Source organism: Paenibacillus durus (assembly GCF_000756615.1).
Taxonomy (GTDB): domain Bacteria; phylum Bacillota; class Bacilli; order Paenibacillales; family Paenibacillaceae; genus Paenibacillus_AQ; species Paenibacillus_AQ durus.
On record NZ_CP009288.1, the window covers coordinates 6,008,174 to 6,031,119 of the forward strand.

25 protein-coding genes and 2 tRNA genes are annotated in these 22,946 nt (G+C 48.6%); 2 read left to right on the forward strand and 25 right to left on the reverse strand.

Annotated elements, in window-relative coordinates; translation table 11 throughout:
- Positions 1–6: 6 nt before the first annotated feature.
- The 11 genes from PDUR_RS26640 to rpsF all read right to left on the reverse strand — a co-directional run bounded on the left by PDUR_RS26640 (position 7) and on the right by rpsF (position 10,880).
- Positions 7–924, reverse strand: a complete 918-nt coding sequence (locus tag PDUR_RS26640; RefSeq protein WP_042208901.1) for a DUF2232 domain-containing protein — start codon at positions 922–924, stop codon at positions 7–9.
- Positions 925–930: 6 nt separating this feature from the next.
- Complete coding sequence (locus PDUR_RS26645) at positions 931–1,233, reverse strand: MazG-like family protein (RefSeq protein WP_025692509.1); 303 nt, start codon at positions 1,231–1,233, stop codon at positions 931–933.
- A gap of 247 nt (positions 1,234–1,480) precedes the next feature.
- Entirely contained in the window at positions 1,481–1,906 is a 426-nt protein-coding gene (locus PDUR_RS26650) for a CBS domain-containing protein (protein ID WP_042208902.1), read from the reverse strand.
- A gap of 204 nt (positions 1,907–2,110) precedes the next feature.
- Positions 2,111–3,142, reverse strand: coding sequence for an LCP family protein (locus PDUR_RS26655; RefSeq protein ID WP_042209755.1), 1,032 nt, complete (start codon positions 3,140–3,142; stop codon positions 2,111–2,113).
- Between the two features lie 323 nt (positions 3,143–3,465).
- Positions 3,466–4,350: an ABC transporter permease gene (locus tag PDUR_RS26660; protein WP_052410426.1), complete on the reverse strand. Its 885-nt coding sequence runs from the start codon at positions 4,348–4,350 to the stop codon at positions 3,466–3,468.
- Positions 4,347–5,324, reverse strand: a complete 978-nt coding sequence (locus tag PDUR_RS26665; RefSeq protein ID WP_042208904.1) for an ABC transporter permease — start codon at positions 5,322–5,324, stop codon at positions 4,347–4,349. The genes PDUR_RS26660 and PDUR_RS26665 overlap by 4 nt, the downstream gene beginning before the upstream one ends.
- 16 nt (positions 5,325–5,340) lie before the next feature.
- Positions 5,341–7,077, reverse strand: a complete 1,737-nt coding sequence (gene opp4A / locus PDUR_RS26670; RefSeq protein WP_052410427.1) for an oligopeptide ABC transporter substrate-binding protein — start codon at positions 7,075–7,077, stop codon at positions 5,341–5,343.
- Positions 7,078–7,250: 173 nt separating this feature from the next.
- A complete protein-coding gene (locus tag PDUR_RS26675) occupies positions 7,251–9,200 on the reverse strand; it encodes an endonuclease MutS2 (RefSeq protein WP_042208905.1) in 1,950 nt (649 codons plus the stop codon).
- Between the two features lie 556 nt (positions 9,201–9,756).
- Positions 9,757–10,029, reverse strand: a complete 273-nt coding sequence (rpsR, locus tag PDUR_RS26680; protein ID WP_025692516.1) for a 30S ribosomal protein S18 — start codon at positions 10,027–10,029, stop codon at positions 9,757–9,759.
- Positions 10,030–10,050: 21 nt separating this feature from the next.
- Positions 10,051–10,545 carry a single-stranded DNA-binding protein gene (ssb, locus tag PDUR_RS26685; protein WP_025701889.1) on the reverse strand — a complete coding sequence of 165 codons (495 nt, stop codon included), beginning with the start codon at positions 10,543–10,545 and terminating at the stop codon, positions 10,051–10,053.
- Positions 10,546–10,595: 50 nt separating this feature from the next.
- Positions 10,596–10,880 (reverse strand): 30S ribosomal protein S6, encoded by a 285-nt coding sequence (rpsF, locus tag PDUR_RS26690; RefSeq protein ID WP_042208906.1) that lies wholly within the window; start codon positions 10,878–10,880, stop codon positions 10,596–10,598.
- 221 nt (positions 10,881–11,101) lie between these two features.
- Between rpsF and PDUR_RS26695 the strand changes: the two genes are divergently transcribed.
- Positions 11,102–11,299, forward strand: coding sequence for a YjzC family protein (locus PDUR_RS26695; RefSeq protein ID WP_025337148.1), 198 nt, complete (start codon positions 11,102–11,104; stop codon positions 11,297–11,299).
- 394 nt (positions 11,300–11,693) lie between these two features.
- On the opposite strand, the gene PDUR_RS26700 is transcribed toward PDUR_RS26695, so the two are convergent.
- The 9 genes from PDUR_RS26700 to PDUR_RS26740 form a co-directional block, all read right to left on the reverse strand.
- Positions 11,694–11,784, reverse strand: a tRNA-Ser gene (locus PDUR_RS26700).
- Between the two features lie 60 nt (positions 11,785–11,844).
- The gene (locus tag PDUR_RS26705) at positions 11,845–12,525 is read right to left on the reverse strand and encodes an ABC transporter permease (RefSeq protein ID WP_052410428.1); all 681 of its coding nucleotides are present in this window, start codon (positions 12,523–12,525) and stop codon (positions 11,845–11,847) included.
- Positions 12,518–13,438 (reverse strand): ABC transporter ATP-binding protein, encoded by a 921-nt coding sequence (locus PDUR_RS26710; protein WP_042208907.1) that lies wholly within the window; start codon positions 13,436–13,438, stop codon positions 12,518–12,520. The genes PDUR_RS26705 and PDUR_RS26710 overlap by 8 nt, the downstream gene beginning before the upstream one ends.
- Positions 13,439–13,579: 141 nt before the next feature.
- Entirely contained in the window at positions 13,580–14,515 is a 936-nt protein-coding gene (locus PDUR_RS26715) for a sensor histidine kinase (protein ID WP_042208908.1), read from the reverse strand.
- Positions 14,512–15,231 carry a response regulator transcription factor gene (locus tag PDUR_RS26720; RefSeq protein WP_042208909.1) on the reverse strand — a complete coding sequence of 240 codons (720 nt, stop codon included), beginning with the start codon at positions 15,229–15,231 and terminating at the stop codon, positions 14,512–14,514. The genes PDUR_RS26715 and PDUR_RS26720 overlap by 4 nt, the downstream gene beginning before the upstream one ends.
- A gap of 232 nt (positions 15,232–15,463) precedes the next feature.
- Positions 15,464–15,554, reverse strand: a tRNA-Ser gene (locus PDUR_RS26725).
- Between the two features lie 43 nt (positions 15,555–15,597).
- Complete coding sequence (locus PDUR_RS26730) at positions 15,598–15,810, reverse strand: DUF951 domain-containing protein (protein ID WP_042208910.1); 213 nt, start codon at positions 15,808–15,810, stop codon at positions 15,598–15,600.
- Positions 15,800–16,894, reverse strand: coding sequence for a mechanosensitive ion channel family protein (locus tag PDUR_RS26735; RefSeq protein WP_052410429.1), 1,095 nt, complete (start codon positions 16,892–16,894; stop codon positions 15,800–15,802). The genes PDUR_RS26730 and PDUR_RS26735 overlap by 11 nt, the downstream gene beginning before the upstream one ends.
- 13 nt (positions 16,895–16,907) lie before the next feature.
- On the reverse strand, positions 16,908–17,165 hold the full coding sequence (locus tag PDUR_RS26740; RefSeq protein ID WP_042208911.1) for a putative Se/S carrier protein: 258 nt from the start codon (positions 17,163–17,165) through the stop codon (positions 16,908–16,910).
- 115 nt (positions 17,166–17,280) lie between these two features.
- On the opposite strand from PDUR_RS26740, the gene yyaC reads away from it, so the two are divergent.
- Positions 17,281–17,886: a spore protease YyaC gene (gene yyaC / locus PDUR_RS26745; protein ID WP_042208912.1), complete on the forward strand. Its 606-nt coding sequence runs from the start codon at positions 17,281–17,283 to the stop codon at positions 17,884–17,886.
- Here the strand turns inward: yyaC and PDUR_RS26750 are convergent.
- The 5 genes from PDUR_RS26750 to noc all read right to left on the reverse strand — a co-directional run bounded on the left by PDUR_RS26750 (position 17,861) and on the right by noc (position 22,216).
- Entirely contained in the window at positions 17,861–18,361 is a 501-nt protein-coding gene (locus tag PDUR_RS26750) for a DUF4446 family protein (protein WP_042208913.1), read from the reverse strand. The genes yyaC and PDUR_RS26750 overlap by 26 nt on opposite strands.
- A 21-nt stretch (positions 18,362–18,382) precedes the next feature.
- On the reverse strand, positions 18,383–19,546 hold the full coding sequence (locus tag PDUR_RS26755; protein ID WP_042209759.1) for an aminotransferase class V-fold PLP-dependent enzyme: 1,164 nt from the start codon (positions 19,544–19,546) through the stop codon (positions 18,383–18,385).
- A 105-nt stretch (positions 19,547–19,651) separates the two neighbouring features.
- Positions 19,652–20,494 carry a ParB/RepB/Spo0J family partition protein gene (locus tag PDUR_RS26760; RefSeq protein ID WP_042208914.1) on the reverse strand — a complete coding sequence of 281 codons (843 nt, stop codon included), beginning with the start codon at positions 20,492–20,494 and terminating at the stop codon, positions 19,652–19,654.
- Complete coding sequence (locus PDUR_RS26765; RefSeq protein WP_042208915.1) at positions 20,487–21,248, reverse strand: ParA family protein; 762 nt, start codon at positions 21,246–21,248, stop codon at positions 20,487–20,489. The genes PDUR_RS26760 and PDUR_RS26765 overlap by 8 nt, the downstream gene beginning before the upstream one ends.
- Positions 21,249–21,400: 152 nt before the next feature.
- Entirely contained in the window at positions 21,401–22,216 is an 816-nt protein-coding gene (gene noc, locus PDUR_RS26770) for a nucleoid occlusion protein (RefSeq protein WP_042208916.1), read from the reverse strand.
- Positions 22,217–22,946 lie beyond the last annotated feature (730 nt).

The following is a 22,946-nucleotide window of genomic DNA, read 5'->3' on the forward strand; positions in this document are numbered from 1 at the left end:
CTCACCCTATCGTTTCGATTTGGCCACCATTTCCCGCAGCGGCACCACCAGATCAATAATCCCGATAATCCACAGCGGAGGCAGCATAATGGCCATTACCGCCAGCATAACCGGAATAATCCTGTTCCAATTCCGTTCATGGGCGATAAAGAAGAAGAAACCAATCGTCTGGATTATAAAGCAAACCCGCAGCAGCGGAACCAAGTTGGCCGTAATCATTACCATAAAGCTGTTATCCGATTTAAAGAAGAGCAACTGAATCACTGTGGCGATTAAATAATACCAAATAAAGGATTTGGGAATTCTCCAATCACGCGCAGGCTTCAGCTTGGGTACGGCATACCCCATACTGTTCAGAATCGGCCGGACAATCGAGTGTGTGATCACAGTAATTACGAACGAAGACATAATCAGCGCCATTGGAATGACCTGAATGAACGCGCGGCTGTTGTTGCTGAGGTCCTCTGAACTTCCTCCCAGGAAGCTCCCCATACCGAATTCCTGCATCGGGGACAGAGCCATCGTCCGCATCTCATTCAGCACATCGTATACATAACTATACAGATCGAACTGAAAAAGAGTCTTTCCCAGAAGGAGGAGCAACAGAAATTCTCCCAAAAGGGTAATCGTGCCGGCAAATATCGTCGAAGAGGCTGTGGCTTTTTTCTTATATCGCCGTCCCATTACGAGCGCGGGAACAATCAGGTATGCGGCTATTAGTATATAAAACGGGCTGATCAGCCCCAGGACAAGCCATACGGGCACAATCGTTAAAATAAACTGCCTTGTATTCAGCGTAGTGAACAACAGGGCGGCCGGAATAATCATAAACAGTGTCGTGATGATGAGAAACGGGGTTGACAGGGATAACAGCAGGAGCAGGTATGCAATACTCCAGGCCACGGATGTCCAGCGATATTTCAACAATGTTCACCTCTTACGCATATGTTCTTCTAACGCAGATATATCCTGATACCAATCTTCCAGCTGATGGCCTTCCTGCCGGTGCTTCCTCAGCTTCTCCAGCAGCACCTCGTCCATATCACGGTACGAAATGCCAAGCCTGCGGCCAAGAATATAAGAGCTCATAATCAAACTCGCCAAGCTGTCGCTGACACGGGCGGTACTGCCTTCCCACAGTGCTTTAAACAGCCTGGAAACCTGGTCGATGACTTCGGTCTTCAGCCATTCGATGACCTTGGCCCGCTTGGCTACATCCAAATCCTTCGGCATATTGGACACGTCTCTCTACCTCCGGGAAAAAGCTTTATTCTCCATTATAGCATAAATGCCTATTCGCAACACGGGCCCCCCCTCGAGCCGGAATACCTTCGCCTGGCGCCGCTGTGATTCAACAAGAAACGCCTGACGGCTTCCCCTAAGGACGCAAGTACGTTTCTCGCAGAAATAAAAGGCCCGCATTCCCTTTTGTCGGAATACAGGCCGTACCATCGCACCTTCTGTAACGGGGTGATCCCGCTTACAAAGATTCCAATGATTGACGGGATACAAACTTCTCGCAGTACTCGATGATTTGGCTGCGGCGGACAATCCCAATGAAGCGGTTCATGTCGTCAACAACCGGCACAAAATTCTGAACCTTGGCCAGATTAATCAAATCTTCCATATCCGCGTCGATGGACACCGGCTTGTTGTTCATCCGCAGCGGAACATCCTTCAGCAAAAATTTCGACGCATTGTCAAAAGTGACCTTCCCATGCGAATCCTTCATGTACCAGAGCAGATCTCCTTCTGTCACTGTACCGGCGTACTCGCCATTGCTGCTTAGGATCGGAATAGCGGTGTATCTGTGATGCTCCATCCGCTCAAGTGTCTGGCGCAGAGTGGAATCCAGCGTAACGCAGGCCACCTCCTGCTTCGGAAGCAAAAAAAACGCAATATTCATCTTCTTGGTCCTCCTCAAAAAGTCCCCAAGGAATAACGGTTCTCCCAGTCTTGGCCCAGGGTGTCCGTTTTATTTATACGTATAGGCTGAATCCGCAGTTCCACAAATAGTATACCATAGGAACAACAAGCAGCAGCCGGTAACTGCTCACCAGGGCTGCTGCTGTCTCTTTTACAGTAAAATAGCGTCCGAATCCGTCTCGTCTTAGTGGGCGGCCGACGTAGCCTTGGCTTCCAGCGCATCGCCCGCTTTTCCCGGCTCAATCAACTGATCCACCGGCGTTCCGGCGTTCATCCAGTTGTCAATCATTGCCTTCGCTTTGTTCAGATCCTCATCGTTTACAACATCATAATAGACGCCGTCAATACGGGTACCCTCGCCCATAACGGTGAAGCTCGAAATGTCCATCTCTTTACCGCCCAGAAACTTCTTGGCCAGGTCGGTAATCATCGTAGGCTCCATGTCAGTCTTGAAATTATCACCCAATATGTTCAGCAGCTCCGACACATTGCCGATCTGGTTAAGCGACAGCATTTTGTTCGCAAGCACATCCAGGAATACCTGCTGGCGTTTCGTGCGGTTAAAGTCGCTGTCTTCGCGGTATCGGACATAATTAAGCGATTCCTCGCCGTTATAAAAAGACTTCCCGCCAACAATCGTAAATTTCTCATGGTCTTTGCCTTTGTTCTCGATCGTCTTCTGAATCGGCAGCGGCAGTCCGCCCAAGGCGTCAACGGTATCCTTCAGGCCCTGAAAGTTAATGGTCGCATAGTATTGAATATCATGTCCAAGCAGCGCCTCCAGCGTATCCTTCGCCATCTGCTGGCCGCCAAAAGCGTATGCATGCGTAATCTTGTCCTTCTTGCCGCCGTCATGGCCGATAATTTCGGTATAGGTGTCCCGGGGAATCGAGATAAGCAGAACTTTATAATCCTCCGGCCGCACCACCGCGTAGATCATTGTATCGGACCGGGCCGTTTCCGTCTTACGCTGGTCGGTGCCAAGCAGCATCACAGAGAAAGGCTCGCTCTTATAGGATATCGGCTCAGGCTTTACGGAATTATCCTCATTCGTCGTGAGCGGCTGGTAAGATTTCTGTGCCAGCGTACTTTCTACCCTGTCCGACAGGAACAGATCGAAGGCCAGAACAGTCAGCGGCTTACGGAATAAATACCCTCCTCCGGCGATAATGACCAAAAGTACAATTAAGGCAATATATCTTTTTTTCCACTTTATTCTCACAATTAATTCCTCTTTTACAATAGAGTAGAGTTAATAGGTGCTATATATTGGAATGGCCGTCCGGACAAAATGGATGGAGCGGTCACGGATTGGTCCTGCGGACAGACTTTCTCTCACCGGCGCTTCACCCTTACTGTTGCAGAGCGGTCCTCCTTTCCAGGGCAGCTTAAACAAATACAAACTCTATTGTAATCACTCTGGAGTCAAAATGAAACAACAATAACCGACACATTTGGAAAAAAATATATTTGTTTCGTCGTCTTCCATAGCTATATAGACGAAGGCAGCAGCATTTTGATGCGACTATTCACAAAATCTTAAAAAATCATAAATGTCTCTCTTGAAACTCTGAACGCTTCCTTTACCCCTTCACTGATAAAATTGATCGAAAGGATGACTCCGGTAATCAACAGCCCAGCGGGAAGCCATACCCACCACTGTTCCCTGATTACTGCCGGAGATTGCGCGTCCGCCAGCATATTTCCCCAGCTTGGCTGTCCGACGGGTACGCCGAAGCCCAGAAAGCTGAGACTCGCTTCAACTCCGATCATGGCCGCAGCCGTCCACATCAGATTCGTAATAAAGACACTCAGCAGGCCAGGCAGCAGATGGCGCGTCAATATCCGCAGCGTCCCGGCTCCGAGCGCGCTAGCGGCCATAATATATTCATTTTCTTTCTCGGCCAGTGTCTTTGCCCGGATGATCCGGGCGAATCCGCCCCAGCCCAGCAGCCCCACTGTCCAGATCAGCGAGGGAATTCCGCCGCCTTGATAGATGCTTTTTACAACAATAATAAAAATTAAAAAAGGAAACGACAAAATAACATCAGTGATTCGCATCAGCAGCGAATCTGCCGATCCGCCAAAATAGCCGGCCAGAACCCCCACCACGGTTCCCGTACCGGCTATGATTGCGGATACGCACAGACTGATCCACAGCGTCGTCCGGCCTCCAAATAACAGACGGGAGACAATATCCCGCCCTCCCTTGTCGGTGCCCAGCCAATGTTCAGCGCTCGGACCTTTATTCAGGCCCCGCAGATCGATCTTCGCTGGATCGTAGGCTGTAAGCCAAGGAGCAAGCAGACACAGCGCCAACACAGCGAGCAGAAACAGCAGCGAAATGGCAGCTAACCGATTCGCGGCAAATTTACGGGCGGCGGCGCCAATGAGTGAAGCGGGCGAGTTCTTGTGCATCATCATCTTCCTCCGTTGTAACCCGCGCGTATGCGGGGATCGAGCCATCCGTACAGCACATCTGCCACAACATTCCCGGCGACGATCATGAAGCCCGTCATTAGCGTAACCGCCATCATTACCGCGTAGTCCCGGCCGGATACCGCAGCCACAAATAGTGTCCCGATACCCGGATAGGCGAACAGATTCTCGATAACAACCGAGCCTCCGAGCAGGCCTCCTATATCCATTCCCAGAAAGGTAACGAGCGGAATGAGCGAATTGCGCAGTATATGCCTGTTATATACGGAGGATCTGGATATGCCTTTGGCTACAGCCGTGCGCACGTAATTTTTGCCGCTGTTCTCCACGATTTCATTACGCAAAAACAGCGTGTAGGCCGCCGTATTGAACAGTCCCAGCACAGCCGCAGGCAGCAGAGCATGAACAACCCTGTCTCCGAGCGACGACAGTCCTCCCGAAGTTACAACCGAGACCGTGCCGCCAAGAGGCACCCAGTGCAGAACTACCGCAAATAGATATAGGGCGAAGATGGCCGCAATAAAGGTAGGGATCGCATAAGTAACATAGGCAGCCGTTCGGATCAAGCGGTCGAGCCGGCTTCCCGGATTGCGTCCGGCGATCATTCCCAGAGCCAATGAACTTCCATAAGTAATGAGAAGCGAGAGTACGGCCAGCAGCAAAGTTGCTGGCAGACGCTGGGCGATCAGTTCGCCGACAGGCATTTTGTACAAGAAGGATTGTCCGAAATTACCAGCTGCCATATCTTTAAGCCAGCGGATATACTGAATAGCCAATGGATCGTCGTACCCAAGTTTCTCGCGCATTTCCGTCATATAACGAGGATCTTTATTACCTGGATTCAGTCCCCCGCCAAGACCGTCGCCCGGCATCTGTTTGGCCAGAACGAATACCACTATTGAGATCAGAAGCAGCAGCGGCACCGCGCCCGCCAGTCTGCGAAGCGCATATTTTAGCACTACGCCCGTGTCCTCCCTATTCGCTGTCTTTTATCCACCACTTGTAAGGATCGATTATATGGGTGTACGCATTGATCTTCACTCCCTGAAGCCGCTTGTTTACCGCAGTAATCGTCTCGCGCTCCGCAAAGAAAATCATAGGCACTTCTTCATTTATTAATTTCTGCCAGTCGTAATACACCTGCTTGCGGTAATCGCGGTCATATGCCTTCAGGCTAATCCCGTCGCGGATCAATTGCTCATTCTCCTTAGAGGACCACCGCGGATAGTTCCACAGATCATTCTCCCTCCATAATCCGGTAGGGTCCGGATCATTGGATAATCCCCAGACACCGTTAAACAGCTCCACAGACGGATCATCCTCTTCCACCATTGTATAGAAGGTATTCATTTCCTTCAGCGCTCCGCCGTTTAGTCTTACGTCCAAACCGACAGCTCTCCAGTTCTGCAGCATCGCCTCGGTGCGAGGCTCATCATTGGTGCCGCCAACCATGCCGTCGAAATGAATCACGAGCTTCGCTCCCTTGGGATTCTCCCGCAAGCCGTCCCCGTCCAAATCCGTATAACCCGCTTCATCCAGCAGCTCGTTGGCCTTCCCTGGATCATAAGGGTATCGGTTGATTTGATCCTCTGGAATTTTGGCCCAGCTTTCGCTGGAAATCGGCGTTTCCACCAGCTTGCCCAGCCCATAAGAGAAGCCGTCTATAATCCCTTGGCGGTCCAGAGCGTAGTACATCGCCTGCCGCAGCCGTTTATCGGTGAACTTCGGGTTGTCCATAACAATCTTCTGCGCCTTGTCGTCCCAGTGTCCGAACTTAAAGCCTATATACTCGTAAGATAAATCCGGTGATTGCATCAGCGTAATATTATCCAGCTTGTTCAGCCTTTCATAGGCATCCCGAGGCGCCTGCTCAATATCGATCACACCCTGCTCGAACAGGCTCGTAATCATCTTGTCGTCAAATACCTTATACAGCACTCCGTTAAGGAGAGGTTTGCCTTTGTAATAATTGTCAAAGCGGGACATTTCAACAAATTCTCCCGGCTGAATGTTTGTAACCTGGAACGGTCCGATACCGATGGGAGCTTTACGCACCTGATCGCTATTCGGCATATCTTTTACCGCCACTCCTGCAAAATATCTCTTATTCATCGGATAAGCCCACAGGTTATCAATGGTATTGACGCGCGCGGCTGTTACCTTAAGCTCCATGGTATAGGGATCGATAATCCGTATGCCTGATATTTGCTTCGCCTTTCCAGCGTGATAGGCTTCGGCGCCTTCAATCATTTCCACACTGTAATAGCGTGGACCGGTATAGTTCGGATCGGCAATGACCTCAAGCGAGAATTTCCAGTCCTCAACTGTTAATTCATCCCCGTTCTGCCAGTGCACACCCGGCTTTATTTTGAAAGTGAAGGTTTTATGATCGGCAGATTCCTGCCAGCTTGCAATACCGGGAACAGTAGTTAAATCATCCTTGACTATAAACAGCGGCTCCGTTATGAATTCCAGAACACGGAGATCATCTTCACCTTCATAAAAAGCCGGTTCAAACAAGCCCTTAAACGGTGAAGGAAAACCGTAAGTCACCGTGCCTCCCGCTCTCGGTTCGCCTTCATTACCCGCTGCAAGAGGGGAAGGCCCATTCCCGCTTCGATTATCCGGAGCACCCGTCCCGCTGCAAGCCTGCAACAGCATCATTACGAAGAGGACCGGAGCGAGGACTCTAATTATATATCTGTTGTTCATGTGTTCCTTCCCTTCTCTTGTTTCGTAAAACGCTTTCTCATCCAGCGGTCAATAAATAAACCAGCGGTCAATTCAGACCAAATTCATAGACGGATATATACAAATTTTTTCTTCAACAAAATTTTAAACATCATACAATGCAATATACATTGCGTCAATATTATTTATTACTCTCAGTCGTTCCTCTCCTTTTCTTTGATGATCATTAAGCCTTCCACATGTTTGCGCCGCATCAATTTCCGTTTCTTCCGGATTTCTTTCGTTTCCAGCACAATGTCGAGATCATATTCATCCGGGTACAGCTCATCTTTGGATAGATAAGGCTTAAGGCGCTTATGGTTGATCTGCATCTTATGCTTCTGCACCATGACGCCTACCATGCCTCTTGCATTCCGTTTCTCGTATACGATTCCCGTCCTGCCGAGCGAACTGACATAGACCGCGTCCCCGACTTCAAAAGAATGCGGCTGTGCCGGGCGATCCTTAGGCCCTTCCTCTGCATGCGGCCGCTTGCCTTCTGCCATTTCTGCCGTTTCTTCCTCTTCTTGCCTTCCTATGTTATCATACCACAGCCGCATTTCTTGTTCGCCCAGCTGTTCGCGGCTCTGACCGCCGGCAATTTGACGCGAGCGTTCAATGACTCTGACGTCGATCCCCAGCTTCTCTGCAATTTGCAGCGCATAGCTGTGCCCCGCTTCCCCTATTGTCAGCTTGTAGAGCGGGCGGAGCGTAGCCGGGTCAAATTCCATTCGCGCATTTTGGAACTGCGGGGCGGCCGAGGCAAACACTTTTAACTCATTAAAATGTGTCGTGACAATGATATTGGCTCCTTTGCGGCTCAGCTCCTCTAAGATAGCGATCGACAGAGCGATGCCCTCACCCGGGTCCGTGCCTGCGGCCAGCTCATCAATCAGCAGCAGAACATTCGGTCCTGCGGTGCGCAGCATCTCGTCTACCCCCTTCATTTGTGCGGAGAATGTGCTCAGTGACTGCGTCAGGCTCTGCCCGTCTCCGATTACGCTCATTACATTGTTAAAAACAGGAAGCCGGCTCTCTTTGTCCGCCGGAATCAAGAGTCCCGACTGAGCCATCAGAACGAGCAGCCCCACCGTCTTCAGCACAACCGTCTTTCCGCCCGTATTCGGGCCGGTGATTACCAGCGACCGGAATCCCCTCCCGAACTCCACATGGATCGGAACCATGCCGGCAAGCATCGGATGTCGGGCTCCGCAGAGCCGCATATCCCCCAGGTCATTGAAGGTTACAGCTTCCGCCCCTATTGCAGCAGCATATTTCGCCTTGGCAAAAATAAAATCATACACGCCCGTAATTTCGATATTCAGCCGCAGCGCATCCTGCTCCCGTTCGATCAGCCCGGTCAGCATGCTTAAGATGATGCCCTCTTCCCGCGCTTCTTCAGCCGACAGCATCTCCAGTTCCCCTTGCAGAGCGGCTACCTCCTCCGGTTCCACATATACCGTCTGTCCGCTTGTGGATTGATCGAGCACCGAGCCCTTCACCTGCTTATGGTACTCACGCTTCACCGGGATCACATAACGGCCTCCCCGCAGGCTGTACAGATTCTCCTGTAAAATGGACTGGTGGCGCGACATGACGCTCTCGATTTTCTTAAGCAGCCGTTCTTTGGTTACTCTCTGCCGTTTGCGCACCTTCTCCAGCCCCTTGCTGGCTCCGTCGTCAATTACGCCGAATCGGATACAGCGTTCGATTTCCGCTCTGACCGTCTTCAGTTCCTCCAGCGAAGATGCATAGGCGCTGATCCGCGGCGCTGTTTCTTTGGAAGCCATATACTTGCGTAATTGGCTGCAGCTGTTCAAGAATACGCTCACCGATGTAAAATCCTGTTCATTGAACAAATATCCCGTTCCCAGCAGCGACATTACCCATTCAATTCCTTCTAGCGAGGGTATCGGCACACTCGATCCTCTTATTAATAATTCCTTCGCCTCCGCCGTCTCTTCCACCGCTCTGTGAATCGCCGTAAGCTCAGTCATCGGCGCTAGTTCCGCAATGAGATTCCTGCCGACATAGGAGACGGCATATCGTCCCAGTTCTTCCTTGATCAGATGATATTCGAGCGTTTGCTGGCTTTGTGCATGCATGTTTTTTCCTCCTCATTGGTTTTGGTGGTTCGTCCTGGTTTGATTCGTAACGCAAAAAAGGGCAAAGAATGCCGCAGCGGCATTCCTTGCCCTAATCCTTACACTGGTCCCTATCCTTGGTCCGGGGCTATAATACAGCCTCTTTCTCAAGATAAACAAACAAAACCGTGCTGCAAGAGCACGGTTTGTTCGTTTAGACGGGATAACAGCCGTAAAGAGGCTATTGACGCGTCGCGTGTTCTTAACTAAATCATTCACCATAGGCACAGCACAGCCATGCCAAAAGCACACGTTAACATGCGCTTCTGGCACACTCAAATAAGCGTGCGCTTCAGCGGCTAAATAACAACCGCCGTTCTGCCTTCAGGTGATATGAAATTGCTTAGTTAAGAACGCTCACCGACATCAAAATTTCCCCTTCGTTATAGGATGGTTTAAATTTACTACATTGGGTTGGCTGCGTCAATTGTCCGTCTGCGGATAGCTGGCCTGCACCCCTTCTGAATTTTTGGCACACAAAAAGACAGCCGGTTTACCGGCTGTCTCTGGGCCTGTCTTATTCAGTAGTGTAAGGCAGAAGCGCAATTTGACGCGAACGTTTGATTGCGATTGTCAGGGCGCGTTGGTATTTTGCGCTCGTGCCGGTTACACGGCGAGGCAAAATTTTACCGCGCTCACTGATGAATTTCTTCAGCAGTTCCGTATCTTTATAGTCAATGTGAGTAATTTTGTTCACAGTGAAAAAACATACTTTACGACGTTTGTTGCGGCCGCCACGGCGTGGAGGTCTTTTGTCGTTGTCTCCGCCTTCTCTTTGTTTAAAAGCCATTGTCTTTTCAGTCCTTCCGTATTAAAATGGCAAATCATCATCCGATATGTCAATCGGCTTACCGTCGCCCGAAAAGGGATCCTGATTATTGTTGCGCGAGAAACCGCCATTTCCGCTGTTTCCGCGTCCGCCGCCGCCGTATGAAGGTGGCTCGGGCATATTTCCCCCGCCGGATGCGTTTCCGCCCTCTCGGCTCTGGGAAGATTCCAGGAACCGGACATTATCGGCAATAACCTCGGTTACGTATACACGTTTGCCTTCGTTATTCTCGTAATTCCGTACTTGGATGCGTCCCTCTACCGCCGTCAGCCGACCTTTGCGCAAGTAATTGGCACAGGTCTCCGCCAGCTGTCTCCAGGTAACGACCGGAATGAAATCCGCTTCACGTTCGCCGCCTTGGCTTGTAAAAGGCCGGTCTACGGCAAGCGTAAACTGGGTTACGGCAACGCCGGCAGGCGTATAGCGCAACTCAGGATCGCGGGTCAATCGGCCGATCAGTATGACACGGTTCAACATCTTTGGTCCCCTCCTTGGAGCGATTTCCTTACAAAGCGAACTTCGCGCTGTTAGGCAACGTCGTTCGTGATGAGATAACGAATAACTTCGTCAGAAATTTTCATCAGACGTTCCAATTCGGCAACTACTGCAGGCTCTGCATTGAAGTTAACCAGAACATAAACGCCATCACGGAATTTCTTGATCTCATACGCAAGACGTTTCTTACCCTGCACATCGTGCTTCGTAATTTCCCCGCCGTTGGAGATGATGCCTTGGAATTTTTCGACTGCTGCTTGAACGGCTTCTTGTTCAATGTCAGGACGAATAATGTACATCACTTCGTATTTGCGCATAACTTTCACCTCCTTATGGTCTAAGGCCCCTGATCGGGTCAGGAGCAAGGATCGAGCACAAACTCGAACTATAATAATATACCAAATCTGTGGACCTGATGCAAGCTCTATTCCTTTTTGTCCTGTCTAAATTATGGACCGCCCTTCGTTACATGAAGCTGCAATGCAGTGTGCAGAATAGAACTGCAATCCATTGTTAATGTGAAAAGGAGGAGACAAAAATGGGTGAACAGACCGAATTTGAAGAAGGCCAAAAGGCCCCGAATCCCGGAATCTATACGGAGGTAGGCGAAGCGCGAAGCTTTCATACGGAGATTCAGAACCCGAAGTCGATTAAAATGAAGAAAGGTGACACATTCCCGGAGACCACTAACAAAAACCGCAAATGGAAAAAGGTCGAGAAAGCGCGTGTGCATTAATTTTTTAACGGCCATGTATAACACAAGCTTCGCCAGCCCATACTATTCTCAGGCAGCACACGAGAGAGGTGTGGTTCCGTTGGACAATGAAGCCCGACAAACTCACAGGAATTCTGTTGCAGCAACTATGGTTGGCCAAGGAGAGTGCTGACGGCAGAGTCTTATTAGACAGAAGCCTTTAGTGTTCCTTACTCGCTTTAGCAGCTTTCTACAGAGAAATTCCAAAAATCATTCAAGTGCTGCCTCGGAAGGGCCCGTAAGGGTCCTTCTTTGCTGTGCTCAGCATTACCTCATGTTAGAAAATAAAGCTGCCCGCTATCTTTAGTCCATAACCAGTAATTTAAAAAATCCCCCGCCCATTGGACGAAGGATTAATAAGCTGATGTAAGTATAGTGGCGGAGAAGGTGGGATTCGAACCCACGCACGCTTTGACACGCCTAGCTGATTTCGAGTCAGCCCCCTTGGGCCTCTTGGGTACCTCTCCATTGCCGCAGAAACACACTGGTAATATTTTATCATAAATCAGTTTCTTCCGGCAAGCGATTCAGGCGACATCGTCCCGCTCCACCCCACGAATGGATAGATAAGCGATAGCTATTCCAAGCAGGCCCAGGGATACCGAGACAAGCGCCAGATCTCCCAAGCGGAATTCGCCGGATCCGGAAGAAATAAGTGTGACGATCAATACCGCGCTGACTATGGTTGCCGGCACCGATTTTCTGCGCATTCCCACATACAGAGGGATCAGACCTATACCCGCCGCGTAGATGGCACTGGCTCCCGTCTTGATCAGCTCCGAAATCAGCAGATTCGAAGTGATCTCGCCGTGAATGGCGTTTGTGAAACCATTGATCCCTACTATGATGGCCCCGAGCACTATATTCGACACAATGATATTAACAAAAGTGAACAGCAGCACGATAATGAGCTTCGCATACATCAGCTTCATCCGCGAAATAGGATACGTAAACAGCAGGGTCATCGTGTTGTTCTTATACTCGTCAATGATTAACCTGCTAAGCAGAGCGGAAGCAAAGATGATGAATGTACCCCTGATAGAGATATACAGCCCTTCAAAAACCTCAGGATAGGTTGTAAATTCACTCCCGTCAATGAATACGACCAGAATCATGAAGGCGAGGATTGCCAGATTGGCGATGAGTACGCCTTTCAGCATTCCAGCCAGCTTATGCTTGCGGATTTCGAGAGAAATGAGCTTACGCAATGCCCTCACCCCCAATCAGGCTTATGAAATGATCTTCGAGTGTGTGCTTGTTTTTACTGATACTTTCTATTTCCACATCCTCCACCACCAGCGCCTTATTCAGTTCATGCTGCGAAACTCCTTCATCATAAATCCGGATTATGCCGGAGTCCATCACTTTAAAATTCGACAGATGCAGTTTGTGCTCCAGCACATAGACCGCTTTGCTGACCGAATTTGTCACCAGCTCGATATATTCCGTGTTCCGGCTGAGAATGGAATCCATCGCCATCTCCTCAAGCAGCACACCTCCGCGAATGACACCGATCGTATCGGCAATCTGCTCAATTTCTCCAAGAATGTGGCTGGAGATTAGCAGCGTCATTCCATATTCCCTGCTGAGCATCCGAAACACATCGCGCAGTTCCTTAATGCCGACCGGGTCCAGGCCGTTAATCGGCTCATCCAGGATAAGCAGCTCGGGTTTGGTCATGACAGCCCTGGCAATACCCAGACGCTGCTTCATGCCTAGAGAGAACTCCTTTACCGGCTTCTTATCCACTCCCCTAAGCTTTACCAACTCCATCGCATCGTCAATCGCCTGACGGTTGTAGTAGCCCATATATTCAGCGTGCAGCAGCAGATTCTCACGGGCAGACAGCTTGTCGTAAAAAACCGGATACTCGATAATGCTCCCCATTCGTTTTAGCATCTCATAGGAACGGCTCGTCATAACTTCACCGAAAAATTCGATTTCGCCTTCCGTCGGCTTTACGAGATTCGTAATCATCTTCATCACAGTTGTTTTGCCCGCGCCGTTCGGGCCCAGAAATCCGTAGATTTCACCCTGTCTAATTGTCATGTTTACGCTGCTTACGCTATTTCCCCCCTTGTACATCTTGCTTAAATTTCGTGTCCGGAGAATTACCGTCATTTCCGCTTCCCCCTTTGGATTTCTCTTTCTGTTCCTGGTTTTTATTGTACAGAGCGGAATTTTCTTTTTTATTAATGTAATCTTACGAAATTCTTAAGATGGCGGCTCCAGGACCGATATCTCCTGACCCTGACTGCCGATTCAAATTTTTAACCTGGGGAAAGCAACCGTAAAGGCCGTTCTGACAAAAGGCACACTCACTAGCGAAATTTTACCATTCATCTGTTCCGTTAATCTTTTAGTAATCGTCAGTCCGAGGCCGCTTCCCTGATAGACCCGGTTCCGTGAATCCTCCAGCGTGTACAGGCGCTCGAACACTTTATCCTGATGGTCCTCGGTAATCCCCTTTCCCCGGTCCCAAATTTCAATATTTACGGTGTTCGTATCACTATAAAGCTTTAACCCAAGCACCCCTCCGGCGGCCCCGTACCTGATCGCATTGGACAGCAGATTGGACAGAATCCGGTCCAGCGCCTCATTATTCCCCCGTATGTAACAGCCTTCATCTGGAATCTCAATCGCTACATCCATACCTTTGGCGTTTAGGATATCGTAAAAGGCCAAAATATTTCTGCGGCACACTTCACCGGCCTCTACCCTTGACAGTGGGAGCTCATGATCTCCCGATTCCAGCTTGGCCAAGTCAAAAAAGGTATTCATCAGCGTGATTACCTCTCCAGCCTTCCGGTGGATCATCCTCAGCAGCCGCTCCCGTTCTTCGGCGTCCATATCGTCGTCCTGCAGCAGCGTTTCGACATACCCAAGAACGACGGTCAGCGGCGTCTTCAGGTCATGCGACACATTCGCCAGCATCTGGCGCATTGATTTCTGCAGTTTATTTCTCCGGGCGATTCCTTCATGATTGAGATCCAGCAGCCGGTTCACATCAGTCAGCAGCGTTTGCAGTTCGGGCGAGCTGCTGAACACCAGCAACCGTTCCTGTGAATGCTGTGAAAGGATCTGATCCAGTTTATCGTGGATGTATGTGAACTGGCGTGAATGATGACGCGACTTCCGGTGTTGCATCACAAGACCCAACAGAAGCAGAACAATCACAACTCCAAGCACTGCAGTCATTGCACCGCATCTCCCAGCTTATAACCGATACCCCATAATGTTTTGATATATACAGGGTGGGAGGGATCGTCCTCTATCTTCTCCCTCAGCCTTCTCATATGTACGTTAATCACATTCTCATCCCCGTAATATTCATCCTCCCATACCATCCCATAAATCTGCGCTTTGGTGAACACACGGCCCGGGTGGGTCATAAAAAGTTTCAGGATTTGAAATTCCTTAGCCGTCAGCTTCACCTCTTCCCCGTTCTTCAGCGCCAAGAAATTATCGAAATCCACCATCAGCCCGCCCAGGGTAATGCTGTGATTCGGATTGGCTGTCTCTTCGAACGGGCCACGGCCTGAGGCATATTCCGCCCGGCGGATAGCCGCCTTCACCCGTGCCGCAAGCTCAATCATGGAGAATGGCTTACTGATATAATCATCCGCTCCAAATCCGAGTCCCAGCGCCTTATCGACATCGGTATCTTTTGCGGACACAATCATCACGGGTACCAAACTTAATTTACGAATGCTCTGAAGAATATCCACTCCACTCCGATTCGGCAGCATCAGGTCAAGTAGCACAAGATCAAAGGGACCTTTACCGCGAAAAACATGCTCAGCCGCCTCTCCGTCGAAGGCGCTCTCTACCTGATAGCCCTCTTTCACTAAATACGAGCGAACCATCTCACTGATGGCTTCGTCATCCTCAACCAACAATACACGATGCTGCAACAAGATTCCCTCCCCATTAATTGCACCCCGGCTGGCTAACAGGTTTTAGTAGACCCGCTCACACCCAGCCTTACCAAAAAAGTTTCTTTCAGCATATTCGTTCACATAGTATTAACTTACCAGAATTATTAAGATACGGGAACGCTAGGCGTTGTTAATTCATAACAAAAAAACCTCCCGCCTATACAAGGCAGAAGGTTAATTTCATCACATTTATTAGCTTTGGCTTTAGTGGCGGAGAGAGTGGGATTCGAACCCACGCACGCTTTGACACGCCTAGCTGATTTCGAGTCAGCCCCCTTGGGCCTCTTGGGTACCTCTCCGCAGCAAGATTTATTGTATCATCCAACCAGGGTAATTGCAAGCTTAATTATTATCCACTTTTTTCTCAGCCGATCTAAGCACTTTTTTTAAATTCTTCTCAAATTTAGCGCGGGGAATCAGTACACTGTGCTGGCAGCCTGTACACTTAATTCGGATATCCATCCCCATGCGGATGACTTCCATTTCATTCGTTCCGCATGGATGCGGCTTCTTCATCTGCACGATATCACCCAGTTGAAAGTTTTTACGTTCCATCAGGCTTCCCCCCTTTTTCTTTGGCTTCCCCAGCCGCCTGTTCCAGCAATCCCGTTCTTGCCGCCTTGCGCGCGGTTTGCTGCTCCGAAGTTGGCACAGACAGTTCCTCGTCAGCTAACACCTTAGCTCCTGACTGCGTTTCTGATTCGGGGTGAGCCTTGGCTTCCGCCTCCGCCTGTTCTTGTCGAGCCCGCTCCGCAGCCTTCAGCGCCTGCTGTTCAAGCGCTTTTTTAATATCGCTCTGAATCTGACGCTGTGCGGCTTCTCTTTTATTCGGCAGCGTATTGGCGGTTACGCGAACCACATACTCGGAAGTGCTCATCGATTGAATTCCCAGAACGTTCGGAAATGCCACAACATTATTATTGCGTTCTTCAATGCCTTGAAGCGCCTGACGGATTATACCCATCGTTTCTTCAAGACTCTGTTCGATTTTCACCGGAACATCGACAACAGCCAGGGCGTTAGCCATCGAGTAATTCGTCACGTTCGCTATCGTACCGTTTGGAATGATATACATTTCGCCATTAATACCAAGCAGCTTGGTCGTACGCAATCCGATCATTTCAACAGTGCCTTTGAATCCGCCAGTTGCAATCACATCGCCTACCGCAAATTGATCCTCCAGGATAATGAAAAAGCCGGTAATTACATCTTTCACCAAACTCTGTGCGCCAAAACCAATGGCAAGACCGAGCACGCTTGCACTTGCCAGCAGCGGAGCCAGTTCGAAATGGAACTCCGATAATATAATCAGAATCATGATAAAATTGCAGACAATCGTTACGGTATTCTTCAGCAGCTCGCCAACCGTTGAGAAGCGCCGTGTATTAGCCAGCAACCCTCTGCTGCTCTTTCGTTCCAATGAACGATCAATAACGCCGTATACAACCTTAATGATTATCCGTGTCAGGATGAATATAAAAATAATACGCAGGCCCGCAAACAATACATTGGCCCACATATCGGCATCGGTTACCCAGTTCCATATTTTATCCCTAAACTGAACCGCCTTGTCTACCGCCTGATTCACTGTCCCTTCCGGAGTATCGGCACTCAGCAGCCAGCCCAGCCAGTGACGCATTTCCTCCTCCTCCTCACTCTGAAATTAATCTGTACCCGCCATCATGCTCGTCCCTGCCGTAGATGCCGCGGATTTCAATTGTCTCTTCCTTTATAATCTGTTCAACCTTAGCAAGCTCGCGGCGAAAAAATTGAATCGACATGGCGCAGCCGGCGGTAATATCTTTTGGCGTCGGACAGGTGTCAATCTCAATTTCAGCATATTCCAGCAGCATCTCGGCGCGCAGCGCCTGCTGGGTAGAATCAAACGCTATCAACAGTTCCTCGTTCATTGGTCACACTCCTCATAGGCTTCAGGGCTCATCTCTTCATACTGGAGTATAAAACTGCCCTTCTATCCATATACTAGCTAACATCAAGTAGAAATGTCCTGGAAAGGAAGATTATATGTATTATTCCTCTAATCCAATGCCATTGCAAGAAATGTCTTGTTTAAAAATATCACATACAGACCCTGAAATCTATTCTGCAATCATTCACCGGCTGCTATTCCATTTCTCCCGCGCCCGTGCCGGCGCTCAGATTGTCGTTGTCTGCATCGGCACCGACCGTTCGACCGGAGATGCGCTCGGACCGCTTGTAGGCACAGCCTTGTCCCGCTTTCACAGCCCGCAGTTCTCTCTATATGGAACACTCGACAATCCGGTGCATGCGGTCAATCTGGAGGAGACGCTTAACCTGATTCGTGAGCGCCATGACAACCCCTATATAATCGGCATTGATGCCTGTCTGGGACATTCCACAAGCGTTGGTTCGATTCAGGTCGTTGAGGGTCCTCTGCGCCCCGGAGCGGGTGTAAACAAACAACTGCCGCCGGTAGGCGATATCCATTTAACTGGAATCGTTAACGTCGGCGGCTTTATGGAATATTTCGTATTGCAAAACACACGGCTTAGCCTTGTCATGAAGTTATCGGAGATTATCGCTTCCAGCCTCTTTTCGGCTATGAAGCAGTGGCATGTACACTCTAAATCCGCTGCAGCGCAAGAGTGACCACTTCTTGTTCCTCGGGCGAAAGCGGATATTGCGGTTCGCCTGCATTAAGCGTCTTGGCGTAAATATAGGAGTTGTCGCGATTGTGCAGACTGGTAAGCACCATACCGGTTCGGTGGTCATCGAGAATGGCCAGCGAGAAACTGAGGTCATTTCCACGGTCTCCAAAAGCATTATAGCGTTTCAGAGCAATATGTCCTTTTATGCCCTGTAATTTTAACTGAAGCGCTTCTATCGCTTTCTTCTGCAGCTGCTGGGTTTCTTCCAGCAGGTCGTTCTGAGTTTTCAAATCGACCAACAGGCTTTCCAAATCTTCAATTCCCGTTCCTGACATCATGGCATCATACTTTCGCCGCATGGACCGCAGTTTGCTTCCCTGCGCAAGAATAAGTATAAACATCAAGAGCAAGAGAATTGCAATACCCGGGATAAACCATTGCAGTTGATCGCCTAAAAACTGGTTCATTTCTGACATCGATAAGACCGTCCTTTTTCTTTATCTGCTGCGCCGCCCGCTATAGAGTTCCCTCATTGCATGCAGCATCATACCGACATCTTGTTCTGTCGTATCCACACCTACACTCACTCTTACCGCGCCGCTCTGCAGCGTCCCGGCGGCTTTATGCGCGAGTGGCGTACAATGCATTCCTGCCCGTACGGCAATTCCATACTCCCTGTCAAGACGATGGGCAATTTGTGCCGATTCTTCTCCCTCTATGACAAATGACAGAAGCCCCGTACGCGGAACACCTTCGGCCGGGCCAAGAAATCTCATCCCGGAAATATCTCTCATCCCCTCCATAAGGGATTGAATAAGGTTCCACTCATGCTTGCGTATATTTTCCGTACCCAGTGATTGTACTTTCTGTACTCCTGCAAGCAGTCCCGCAATCCCTACTGTATTCTGCGTCCCCGCTTCATATTTGTCGGGTCTTACATTCGGCTGCTCGCTATTCTCTGATTGACTTCCCGTACCCCCGTGCATAAGCGGCTCCAAATCGAGTTCCGGCGAAATGTACAGCCCCCCTGTTCCCTGCGGTCCAAGAAGACCCTTATGTCCTGGAAAGGCTAGAAGATCGATATTCATTTTGCCTACATCGATATCCAGTGATCCGGCACTTTGGGCGGCATCCACCAAAAACACGGCTCCATACGCTTTGGCCATATTCCCTATTTCACCAATTGGCAGAATACTCCCAAGCAAATTTGAGCTGTGGCTGCAGATGACCATTCTAGTATTGGATTTGAAAGTCTTTTTCAATTCCTGCAGATCAAGCTGTCCTTCCAAGTCGACCTTTAAATAATCAACTTCAACCCCCTTGGTCCTCCGCAAATATTCCAGCGGCCGTCGTACCGAATTATGCTCAGTCATCGTTGAAATGACATGATCTCCCGGGCGAAGTGTTCCTTGAATCGCCATATTAAGCGACATCGTCGTATTATGCGTAAACGCGATATCCTGCGCGTTGGCCACTCCGAACAATTCCGCTAATGCCATTCTCGCACGAACCAGCACCCTTCCGGTTCCCATAGCAAGTGAATAGTTTCCTCTTCCGGCATTGGCCCCAGCATGCTGCAGAGCATCCATCATTGCCTGTACAACCTCCGGAGGTTTCGGCCATGAGGTTGCGGCATGATCTAAATAGACAAACTCATTCAAGTTCTCGCCCCCTTGATTTTTGAACATACCGTTCCTTCGTGCAAAAAACATATCCATCATTATCCTTTACGGATAGATCAGGATATGTTTCCCAGGTAGTATTCATTAATTTCCGAGAAGTTCCAGCAGTCGTTCCAGATCCTGAGCACTGTAATAATTCAATTCGATTTTGCCTTTATCCTTGCCCTGTTTAATTTTCACCGTCGTCTTAAATCGTTCACGTAAAATTTCTTCCACATTATCGATGTATGGGTCGCGTTTAACGACCTTCGTTTTTACCCCGCCGGACGGTTTACGGTCCAGATTTTTTACCGCTTCTTCCAGTTCCCTTACACTCCATTGCTGATCCACACATTGCTGAGCGAACTGCTTGATCAGTTCCGGTTCTTTCAATCCTACAATCGCACGCGCATGTCCCATCGAAATTGTTCCACGTGAAACAAATTCCTTCACCTCTTCCGGAAGCGTTAGCAGCCGCAAAAAGTTAGCAATATGCGGACGAGATTTTCCAACCTTTAAGGATAGTTCTTCCTGTGTAAGTGAAAACTGATCCATCAGTCCTTGATAGGCAACTGCTATTTCCATAGCGTTCAAATCCTCACGCTGCAGATTTTCAATTAGTGCAATTTCGGTAACCTGTTGATCACTAAAGCTGCGGACAACAGCCGGAATCGTTGCCTTTCCACAGTACTGCGAAGCGCGGAATCTGCGTTCACCAGCAATAATCTCATAGCCTTTAAGTACACTTCGCACTATAATCGGCTGAATAACCCCATGCTGGCGAATGGATTCGGCCAACTCTTGAATGCCCTCTTCATTAAAATCTTTACGAGGCTGGTAAGGATTGGCACGGAGCTGTGAAAGAGGAATTTCCACCACTTTATCATCTTCATTAATGGACAAGGAAGGGATTAGGGCATCCAATCCTTTACCCAAACGCTTACTCATAAGATAACACTTCCTTTGCCAACTCATAATACACTTCCGCACCTTTGGAGCGCCGATCATAAGTGATAATGGATTGTCCGTGAGATGGCGCTTCACTTAACCTGATGTTACGCGGGATAATCGTCCGGTACACTTTTTCCTGAAAATACTTTTTCACTTCTTCAATAACCTGTATCCCGAGATTGGTCCGGGCATCCAGCATTGTCAGCAGGACTCCCTCAATTTGTAAATGAGGATTTAAATTTTTCTGTACCAGTCTGACAGTATTTAAGAGCTGACTTAAACCCTCCAGCGCGTAATATTCACATTGAATTGGAATAATAACGGAGTCAGCCGCAGTCAGCGAATTGATTGTCAGAATGCCCAGAGACGGCGGACAATCGATGATAATATAATCATAATTCTTTTTCACAAGGCCGAGCGCTTTCTTAAGCCGCAATTCTCTTGATATGGTCGATACCAATTCAATCTCCGCGCCTGCCAGCTGAATAGTGGCTGGTATGATGTTAAGACCATCAATTTTCGTCTCAAGGATAGCTTCATGTGGAGGTATGTCATCAATCAGAATATTGTATATACAATTCTCTACATCCGCTTTATTTATGCCTACGCCGCTTGTGGTATTACCCTGCGGATCAATGTCAACAAGCAGTACCCTTTTGCCCAAAGTAGCCAGACCGGCTCCCAGGTTCACAGAAGTCGTTGTTTTACCGACACCGCCTTTTTGATTTGCTATGGCAATAATTTTGGACACTTAATTCACCTCGAATAGTTGGGAAAAATCTTGTAGTCGTTTCACAATGATGATGAGATAGACTGCATTTTTTTGAAGAGTCATACCTTCATGGATAAGTCGCAGAAAAGGCAGCCATTCACCTCAGGGCCGCCTTCAGCTATGCAATCATTTTATCTTTTTGGAATTTGTATAACGATCTCATAATGGTCGCCGCGATCGTTTTCAGAAGTCTTTATTTCCATTCCCGAACCGGTCACCATATCAATCGATTGACGAATCGTGTTGAGTGCCAACCGTACATCTTTTGTATAAGAGATTCGTTTTGTTTTTTTGATTTTGGAGGATTCCTTATAAAAGGCTATTCGCGCTTCGGTCTGCTTTACATTCAATCCTTTGGATATAATTTCTCCAAGCACTTTAAGCTGCATTTCCTCACTATCCAGTGATAATAGCGACCGCGCATGTCTTTCTGTGATTTGCCTTTCCATCAGAGCGGTCTTAACTTCTTCCGGCAGTTGGAGTAACCGGATTTTGTTGGCAATGGTGGATTGGCTTTTGCCGAGCCGCTGCGCGAGACTCTCCTGAGTCAATTGATGCAAATCAATCAGCTTCTGGTAAGCAACAGCTTCTTCAATGGAAGTGAGATTCTCTCGCTGCAAATTCTCAATAAGAGCAATAGAAGCAGCCTGCGAATTGTTGAAATCACGCACGATTGCCGGAATAGTCTCCATCCCCAGCTTCTTAACCGCACGCCAGCGCCGCTCCCCTGCAATGATCTCATAGTGGGAATCTATCATGCGAACGACAATCGGTTGAATCACTCCATGAGTTTTAATCGTCTGGCATAGTTCATCAATCTTCTCATCATCAAAAATTGTACGAGGCTGATAAGGACTGCTGACTACATCATTGACCCGGATTTGCTTGATTTCTTCTCCGCTGCTTCGCTCGGTAAATCCAAACAGTCTGGTGAATTGTTCTTTCATTCCGTTCATTACCACCTAATTTCATTATAGTACGATCTTGACCTTGATTCGGAAAAACAATCGTACAAATCAAAAAACTTTATGCGGATCAGGCACAACTCAGCTCTATGCCGGGCAAATTGCTCCTCTAAATTATCGTTAAAATTCATGAATGACTAAGAGGTGCAATTCGGTTCTAGGTCATAATGCTGCAAGAATGAAAAAACATCAACGTGCCCAGACGGCGCCTTTGGCACCGCATCGTTACTATATTATTCTATCACTTTTCTGTCCATAATCCTATTCTTCATATGGACCTATTTTCCTTCAATATAAACGAATAAACTGCAGTTATATAAGATAACTTCACATTTCCGCATCAGATTCGTAGCTGTAACTATGAGCAATGTTTTGATTTTCGGCTCTGGACCCTGTCCATCCCAACTCTTCTTGATTTAACCGGTGTTTGCGGATGAAATCTGGAGATAGCCTATGCTTTCGAAGCTTACTTTCGTCCAGAAAGTTTTTGAGCGGTCGCAATCGCTCTTTCAGTTCCAAACTTCCCTTTCGCAACCCTCATCCTGATGTCATTTATCATGTTCAGCGTATATAGTTATGTAAAATGTTATTCATTGCAGATATAGGGTCCTCTCCCCTGCTCAACCTACATGGACCGAGAATTCATTCCTATTATAAGCTTACTCTAGCCCTCATGTGGATAGAAAACAGAAGACCGCTCTTTTAAGCGCCA

Bases quoted from the DNA above. Each gene is read 5' to 3' on its own strand.
- PDUR_RS26645 (WP_025692509.1), bottom strand. From the start codon at position 1,233: ATGCCGAAGGATTTGGATGTAGCCAAGCGGGCCAAGGTCATCGAATGG.
- PDUR_RS26650 (WP_042208902.1), bottom strand. From the start codon at position 1,906: ATGAATATTGCGTTTTTTTTGCTTCCGAAGCAGGAGGTGGCCTGCGTT.
- PDUR_RS26660 (WP_052410426.1), bottom strand. From the start codon at position 4,350: ATGATGATGCACAAGAACTCGCCCGCTTCACTCATTGGCGCCGCCGCC.
- opp4A (WP_052410427.1), bottom strand. From the start codon at position 7,077: ATGAACAACAGATATATAATTAGAGTCCTCGCTCCGGTCCTCTTCGTA.
- PDUR_RS26675 (WP_042208905.1), bottom strand. From the start codon at position 9,200: ATGCATGCACAAAGCCAGCAAACGCTCGAATATCATCTGATCAAGGAA.
- rpsR (WP_025692516.1), bottom strand. From the start codon at position 10,029: ATGGCTTTTAAACAAAGAGAAGGCGGAGACAACGACAAAAGACCTCCA.
- ssb (WP_025701889.1), bottom strand. From the start codon at position 10,545: ATGTTGAACCGTGTCATACTGATCGGCCGATTGACCCGCGATCCTGAG.
- rpsF (WP_042208906.1), bottom strand. From the start codon at position 10,880: ATGCGCAAATACGAAGTGATGTACATTATTCGTCCTGACATTGAACAA.
- PDUR_RS26695 (WP_025337148.1), top strand. From the start codon at position 11,102: ATGGGTGAACAGACCGAATTTGAAGAAGGCCAAAAGGCCCCGAATCCC.
- PDUR_RS26710 (WP_042208907.1), bottom strand. From the start codon at position 13,438: ATGACGGTAATTCTCCGGACACGAAATTTAAGCAAGATGTACAAGGGG.
- PDUR_RS26715 (WP_042208908.1), bottom strand. From the start codon at position 14,515: ATGACTGCAGTGCTTGGAGTTGTGATTGTTCTGCTTCTGTTGGGTCTT.
- PDUR_RS26730 (WP_042208910.1), bottom strand. From the start codon at position 15,810: ATGGAACGTAAAAACTTTCAACTGGGTGATATCGTGCAGATGAAGAAG.
- PDUR_RS26735 (WP_052410429.1), bottom strand. From the start codon at position 16,894: ATGCGTCACTGGCTGGGCTGGCTGCTGAGTGCCGATACTCCGGAAGGG.
- PDUR_RS26740 (WP_042208911.1), bottom strand. From the start codon at position 17,165: ATGAACGAGGAACTGTTGATAGCGTTTGATTCTACCCAGCAGGCGCTG.
- yyaC (WP_042208912.1), top strand. From the start codon at position 17,281: ATGTATTATTCCTCTAATCCAATGCCATTGCAAGAAATGTCTTGTTTA.
- PDUR_RS26750 (WP_042208913.1), bottom strand. From the start codon at position 18,361: ATGTCAGAAATGAACCAGTTTTTAGGCGATCAACTGCAATGGTTTATC.
- PDUR_RS26760 (WP_042208914.1), bottom strand. From the start codon at position 20,494: ATGAGTAAGCGTTTGGGTAAAGGATTGGATGCCCTAATCCCTTCCTTG.
- noc (WP_042208916.1), bottom strand. From the start codon at position 22,216: ATGAAAGAACAATTCACCAGACTGTTTGGATTTACCGAGCGAAGCAGC.